A 7667-nucleotide genomic window follows, 5' to 3' on the forward strand; every position below is an offset into this window, starting at 1 on the left:
TTAAACAAACAGCCAAAAATAGAATTGATTTCAACTATACTCGAAAAACAAATTGATGGTGTTTTTGATACAGATGGATTGTTGGTTTCTGATTCATATACAAATGAGTTGGTTTATACTTATTACTACCGCAATCAATTTATTGTTATGGATCAAGATTTACACATCAAACACAAATTAAATACGATTGATACTACTCGTCAAGCAAAAATTGAAGTTAGCCATCTATCGGATGGAAAAAATAAAATGAGCGCTCCTCCACTTTTAGTGAATAAAAAAATGGTTGCACATCGACATCTCTTGTTTAATATCTCTAAGCTAATGGGGAAATTTGAATCCCCAAAACAGTGGAAACAAGTGGATGTAATTGATGCGTACCGAACAGATCGTAGGCATTATATCGGAAGTTTTACTGTACAACATCGCGAAGAAAACAAACTTTCTGATTTTTTAGTGACTGATTCTCATTTTTATGCTCTAATTGGAAATGAATTGATTGTTTATAAACTAAAGCCGGCTATAACCGATCAGTTTAAAGCAGGAAAAGCCGAAAACCTGTAATAAAAGTAGGCAAAACTAAAATTCACATTAAAATGAAAAATTTAAAACAAATTATTTTACCAGCTGTCATTGTATTAATGGGGACTGGTGCAGCTTTCGCTACAAATCAGGCGAAGAAAGCTGGATGGGATCCTGGAGATCCGATTTATCGAATAGATCAAGAAGAACCATGTACATTGGTTGAGGATTTTGAATGTAGTAGCATTCCAGGTAATTTTTGTACTTATCAGCCAGGTGTACATCTTTATGGAATGGATGAAATTTCGGGAACAGCTTGTAATGTTCAGCTATTTGAAAAAACAAATTAATAATTTATAAAAGGAGACAGCTTCTACAGCTGTCTCTTATTTTTAATCCAATCAATTTCAGTGTTTTTTAAAAAAAAATCGAACCAATTTATAATCCTCTGATTTAAATCTTTTGCCTTTGATGGATTCATTATAACATGCTTTTCATTCGGGTACAATAACAACTTTCCTTCTTTTTTTAAAAGTCTCATTGCTAAATACATGCTAACACTTTGTTCCCAATTGACATGATAATCTTCTTTTCCAGTCCATATTAATACAGGTGTATGTAGGTTTTCTAATTGGAGTAAAGGAGACTGCTTTAAATAATTTTCTTTTGAATCATAAAACATTGAACTCATTTTAAAAAACTCTTCCTCGTATCTCCAAAATTGTGGTTTTGATCCATTCCACCCCATCGAAAAGTACCAATTCACAATATCAAAAATACCTGAGCCACTAACAGCGGCTTTAAACAAATTCGTACGATTTACGATATAATTTACTTCAAAACCGCCATAAGAATGGCCTATTAATCCTATTTTATCTCTATCAATATTCGCTTCTTTTAATGCTTGATTGGTNNCGCTCTTCCGATCTTAATGCTTGATTGGTTGCCTCAACTGTACATTGTAGTGCTGATTCGCCTGGTTGATCTAAATCGACTATTATATCTGGTAGTAAAACAAAATAGCCTTGTGATGTATAAAAATCAGTATTAAAACCATTAGCTGAGCTTACTTCTGGCAATTGAAAATCATTCACTAAATGTGATTGTTTTTGGTAGATATGGACAATCATCGGATAATATTTGGTTGTATCATAATCAAACGGATAATACAATATTGCTTTTACTGATTTCCCATTTATAATAGATTTTATTTCTTGAAAACGACGTTTTTGAATAATTGAATTAACTGCTTCAACCCGAATGGTTGCTTTATTCTTCTCATCTATTTGAACAATACGAGGAGATTTTAAATAACCTTGCTCTATTACATACAAATTCTTATTTTTTAACGAAACTTTCTTAACATCTTGCGATGTGTTATAAATTTCATTAAATCGATCACAACATTTATAAATTTTGTACTGATTATTTTCGTTTAAAGATTGTAAATAAATGATTTCATCTACTTGATTTTTAGCTTTATTTCTAGTTATTAAAAACGTAAAAGTACCCGTTTGTTTTGTAGATTCAATTAATTGTTTCAGCTTTTTTGTATGAAGATTATATTCCCATATCCCTTCTTTAGCTGTTAAAAAAACACGTGAATTATCATAAAATTTAGCTGGCTGAAAAGCTTCATTTTTAAAATAATCATCAACGGAGAAACCAGCTTTTATTGAAGTGGTCAAACTTTTCTTTTTGTCTTCTAATACATCATATATCCACCAATTATTTTCTTTGAAATAGATAAATTTATTATGATCAGAAAGTATTAATTTATTTCTGTTGTAATCGTCAAAATCTTCAACTATTAACTTTTGATTCATTGTTTCTAGATCCATTAACTTAACATCAACATGATCCCGTAAATGACGATAACTTCTGTATCTATTCTTGTCGAATAAAAGTAGATATTGCGTTCCTAAAAATTCGTAATTGACATCTGATAGAGCTATTTTATGATTAATATGACCATCATTCAATCTCACAAAGATCAATTCTTTTTGACTCTTCGGTTTTTGAATAATAATTTGATCATCAGAGGTATCCCAAATTTCTACATCTTCTGATTTTTTTAAAGTATAATCAGATTGAAATGTATTTTCTAAAATGAGTAAATTATTGTCTTCATTAATAATCTTAAGATTTTTACTCTTGTTTAAGTCATGAAGTAATTTGACCTTAGTCCCATTGCTTTTTACATAAAATAAATCTTCTCCTTCTTGTTTAATATAATCATATTGATTGAATTCATTCCATCTTAATGACTGGTACTTAACACCATCTATTTGAAAAAGAAGATTTATATTTTTATTCAATTCATACACATCAATGGTATGATTCGTTTTTTCAATTACTAATTTATCATTTTCCCATTTGTAATCTATTACATCAATAAACTTTATTTCATTTCCTAATTTTCCATTATTTATTGTATTAATGTAAAGCGTATTACCTTCTTTTTTCGCTACAAAAAATTGCTTATTAGAAGTTTCAATCATTTTCTTATAATGCGGAATTGTTTTTTTATTTTGACTTTGGATGTTATATAGTACAAGACCTTCATTTTTTTCATCATATAAAAAATACTTATCACTCAACCAATGATAATTCATTATTCTACCAAGTCGTATTTCATCTGCTTTTTTATTATTTTTCAAATAATAGACAGGCAATTCATGGTTTTTATTTTTAGTAAATAATATATTTTCATTGTTTGCATCTACAAATTCAACGGTATAAAATTGATTAAAATAAGTTTCCAATGAATCTAATTTCTGTTGTTGACCAGAAATATAAATTGAAATTAAACAGATATAAAAGCTTAATATAAATCTAATAGCCATCATTTTGGGGTTTTAAATTATTATTCAATAAAATCTCCTTTTCTGGTAAAGGCAATTTTTCCATAAATGGTTTCCAAGTTGGTATACTATTTTGTAATTCATTTAATCGATTCCATCGTTTCAAATCAAAAAAACGATGTCCATATTCTGTAAATAGTTCATGTTTATATTCATCTAAAATAGCTTGCTCTAAGTCATGTTGAGATAAATTAGAAAGCATAGGTAAATTGGCTCTTTTACGAATAAGGTTTAAATCATTTTCAGCTTCTCTAAAATTGGAAAGCTGAAAATTAGCTTCTGCACGTATCAAATACAATTCAGCTAATCGAAGTACCACACTATTCTCTACATTAACTGTTGACGAAGCATTGGGCGCTTTGTATTTGTATGGTTGATACCAAGTACCCTGATTGTTATTTAATTTCTTTATCCAAATTTCTTTTCTTTGATCTCCCTTCTCGAAAGAGTTGACGAAAGTGGGTTTTAAACTTACAAAAGCTGGAGGTAGAGCATTTAACATAAAAACATCTGCTTCCAAGGAATTTCCAGTTGCTAAATGAGGTGAAAAACACCATAGAATAGATTTACTTTCTTTCAAAAATTCTTTGCTAAGATCTTGTTCTAATGTAACACCAGCCGTTTGAATAACATCATTTGCATGCTGTTTGGCTTTTTCCCATTGTTTGGTTTGTGCATAGTATTTAGCTTTTAAAGTTTTTAACGATGTAAGATTTAATCGTGTTTTAGATGTGTTTTTCGTTCCTTTCAAAAACAATTCTTCTGCTACTAAATAATCTTGTTCTATTCTTTCATAAATTTCCTTTTCTGGTGTTTTATGAACAAGTTTATTTTGTAAATAATCTGTCGTTGTGATGTATGGGATTTCGCCAAACAATTGAGTCAAATACATGTGCAACATTCCACGCATTGTATAGGCTTCTGCTAATACTGTTTGTTTGTATTGATTTTCTAATAATGTACTTTTTTCTACCCCCTCTATCAATGCATTTAATCGATATATTTGATTATAACTTGTGTTCCAGCTAGTCAACACCAATTCATTTCGAGTGGATAGCGTGTGTTCATAAAACTCTTTTTGACCAAGTAAATTGATGGAATATAAGTCGAGTTCATCTGTGTATAACCCCAATAAATACGTCATACCAGAATTATTACCAGTTAATAATCCGTTATCTCTTAAGCTTGCATAGATATTTAACAATGCAGCATCTGTCGTTTTTTTATCTTCAAATACTTCTGCGCTTACAAGTTGTGTATTTGGTGTATCAAGATCTAAGAAGTTGTCGCAACTTGTCAAAAGAATTAAAGCGATTAATCCTTGTTTTAAGTGTATAAAAATTGATTTCATAATGTTAAAAGTTTAATTGTAATCCAAGTGTATATTCTTTCAGAGGTGGCAAATACCCTGATAAAACAAATTCGGGATCAGCACCAAAATAATTGGTTAGCGTCCATAAATTTTGTCCGTTGAGAAACAATTTTAGAGAAGAAGTGTTTGCAATTTTAAATTGATAGGAAATGGAAATATTCTTTAAACGGATATAAGAACCATCACTTACCGATTGATCACTTTGTTTAAAATTATTATAGGCTTGCGAAGCGAGCGTTTGGCTTCCAGTACTATATCTTTGATACTTGGCTGATGGATTATTCGGTGAATAAGCATCTAGAAACTCTATCGGTTGATTGGTTAAACTTCCTGGAATGAAACTCTGAGCGATATAATTGATACTATTTTGTTTCACGAATTGAAACAGTACATCAAGTCCAACGTTTTTATACTGCACTTGATTTGACCATCCTCCAAACCATTTTACACCCACATTTTTAATAACCTGCTTATCTTCAGTATTTATTTTTCCGTCTTGATTAAAATCTTTGAATGTATGTAATCCAGTTATTGGGTCTATACCTGTCCATTCGTATAATTTTTTAATTGTAATGGGTTCACCAATAACATAAGTATTGGCATAAGTAGAACCTTCTAAATCGGGAAATGACACTAATTTATTTTGTGGAAATGATAGATTCAAGGCTGTTTTCCATTGAAAAGTTTTTTGCAATGGTTTTGCTGAAAGTTCAATTTCAATTCCTTTGTTCTCTACTTTTGCAGGTAAATTAGATTGAATAGATGAAAAACCTGTTGTTCCTGGCAAAGGAATTCCGACCAATTGATTTCCAGATACATTTCTATACCATGCAAGCGAAAATCCTATTTTATCTTTAAAAAAAGATAAGTCAAGAGCGAATTCTAATTTCTTATTTTTTTCCCAACTAAAATTAGGATTATACAAACTATTTGGCTCTAAACCTGTAACCTGATCATACGTTCTTGCCTTTGTAACATAGGTATCCAAGTATTGATAATCACCAATCAAATCATTACCTGTAATCCCATAACTACCTCTTATTTTTCCGAAGCTTAACCAAGATGATTCGTTGAGAAAGTTTTCTTTCGAAAAAATCCAAGCTGCTCCAATTGCACCAAAATTCCCATATTTAAAATTTTGTCCAAAACGACTTGATCCATCACGACGACCAGTTAAGTTTATAAAGTATTTGGATTGGTAGTTATATCCAAATCTACCGTAAACAGATTGATAGGTATAATCTATGATAGGTTGTGCACTAATTGTTTTTACACTTGCAGAAGATAAATCGTTTAGCAATGAGTTACTCAGAAAATTAGAAGCCGAAATTCCTAATCCATTTGTTTGTCTGTGTTGAAATGTTAATCCAACAAGATTTGTAAAGTGGTGTTGATTTATACTTTTATTGTACTCTAATCGTGGTTCTATGTTATACGACATAACTTTCTGATCGTATCGTAATACGTTAGATCGTTCACTCCCATAATTATAATTTGGGTTGTATATCGTAGATGGACTTACCCGATTTTCTATTGATTGACTATAATAAATCCCTATATTATTCACTAAACTTAATCCTTCAATTAATTGAATTGAATTCAAAATAGAGTGATTCATCATATCACCATTGCTAGTATAATAGCTTCTGAGTGCAGCTAATGGATTTACAAACGTATTGTTTTGCCAATTCAGTTCACCTTGTTCATTGTATAAATTTGGAGCATTCGGAGCTAAGCTTATAACACTTGAAAACAAATCGGTAGAAGGTAATTTATTGACAGATCGACTTAAATTACCTTTATATCCAATAGAAAATCGTTGATTAGGAGAAGTGTAATTTAAACTAATTAAAGCATTTGTCTTTTTTAATCGAAATGGTTCTGGATAAACAGTTGTTGCTTCAAAATGTCCAATACTCATTAAAAATTGAAATTGATCTGAGGCTGCGTTTATACTTAATTGGTTATTGCTTTTAGAAGAAATGTGCCCTACTAATTCGTTAAACCAATTGGTTGACGAATTTTCATCCCAACTTCCATTTATATCATAGGCATTTGTTGGATAAGTTTTAATTCCATCATTTTCAAATGCTGTTCTTCTCATTGCTAAATAATCAGACGTATTCATTAATCTTAATCGATTCATTACTTTACCCACTGTGTAATCTGAATTATACGCAATATTTAGTTTTCCACTTTTTCCTTTTTTAGTTGTTATCAGTACTACTCCATTGGCTCCACGCGAACCATAAATAGCTGTAGCATCGGCATCTTTTAAGATTTCTATACTTTCTATTTCTTTAGGATTCAGAAAATTAAGAGGATTAGATTCCCCATAAGGTAGAATACCAGACGACAGCCCTACACTTGTTGTATTTCCACTTCCAAAAGGTACACCATCTACAATATAAAGTGGTTCGTTCCCTTCTCGTCTTAGGCTATTTCGTCCACGTATCTGGATATCAAACCCACCACCTGCATTTCCAGAGTTTTGTACGATACTCACACCAGCCAGCCGTCCTTGTATGGCAGAAAGCACATTATTCACAGGCTGATTCTCAATTTCTTTTGCGGTAACACGTGCAATAGATCCTGTTCGTTCTTTGTCTTTTACAGCATAGTAACCCGCATTCACCACCACATCTTTGAGTTGAATCCCCTCCTCCTCTTCTTTTGTGAAACGAACATTGATCACGCTTCTATTCAATACCTCTTCTTCACGAATAGGAAAATCCAATTGCTCAAAAATTAGCTTTGCATTATCCTGTTGTAAAATCAACGAATACTGTCCATTAACATCGGTAAAAGTGGAATTATCAGTTCCCTCCTCTTTTACCATTACGCCCACTAATGGGACTTGAAGTTCTTTTACCGTTCCAGTCACGGTTTTACCTGTTTGTGCCAACAATGGT

Annotated in this window: 4 protein-coding genes and 1 pseudogene; 2 read left to right on the forward strand and 3 right to left on the reverse strand. The window is 31.2% G+C overall.

From position 1 onward, the window contains the following. A pseudogene (locus tag B2217_RS00980) lies at positions 1–561 on the forward strand (tellurium resistance protein TerC); the annotation flags it as partial. A gap of 32 nt (positions 562–593) precedes the next feature. Then, positions 594–869 carry a DUF6520 family protein gene (locus B2217_RS00985; protein ID WP_115001295.1) on the forward strand — a complete coding sequence of 92 codons (276 nt, stop codon included), beginning with the start codon at positions 594–596 and terminating at the stop codon, positions 867–869. A gap of 23 nt (positions 870–892) precedes the next feature. Here the strand turns inward: B2217_RS00985 and B2217_RS00990 are convergent, their stop codons facing one another. The 3 genes from B2217_RS00990 to B2217_RS01000 all read right to left on the reverse strand — a co-directional run. Continuing rightward, positions 893–1405 carry an alpha/beta hydrolase family protein gene (locus tag B2217_RS00990; protein ID WP_349680533.1) on the reverse strand — a complete coding sequence of 171 codons (513 nt, stop codon included), beginning with the start codon at positions 1403–1405 and terminating at the stop codon, positions 893–895. A gap of 1949 nt (positions 1406–3354) precedes the next feature. Further along, entirely contained in the window at positions 3355–4734 is a 1380-nt protein-coding gene (locus B2217_RS00995) for a RagB/SusD family nutrient uptake outer membrane protein (RefSeq protein WP_291121985.1), read from the reverse strand. A 4-nt stretch (positions 4735–4738) separates the two neighbouring features. Beyond that, positions 4739–7667 (reverse strand): SusC/RagA family TonB-linked outer membrane protein (locus B2217_RS01000; RefSeq protein WP_291121987.1); only part of this gene is annotated, 2929 nt, incomplete at its 5' end.

This window comes from Empedobacter sp. UBA7620 (assembly GCF_002484185.1).
GTDB lineage: Bacteria > Bacteroidota > Bacteroidia > Flavobacteriales > Weeksellaceae > Empedobacter > Empedobacter falsenii_C.

Bases quoted from the DNA above. Each gene is read 5' to 3' on its own strand.
- B2217_RS00995 (WP_291121985.1), bottom strand. From the start codon at position 4,734: ATGAAATCAATTTTTATACACTTAAAACAAGGATTAATCGCTTTAATT.
- B2217_RS00985 (WP_115001295.1), top strand. From the start codon at position 594: ATGAAAAATTTAAAACAAATTATTTTACCAGCTGTCATTGTATTAATG.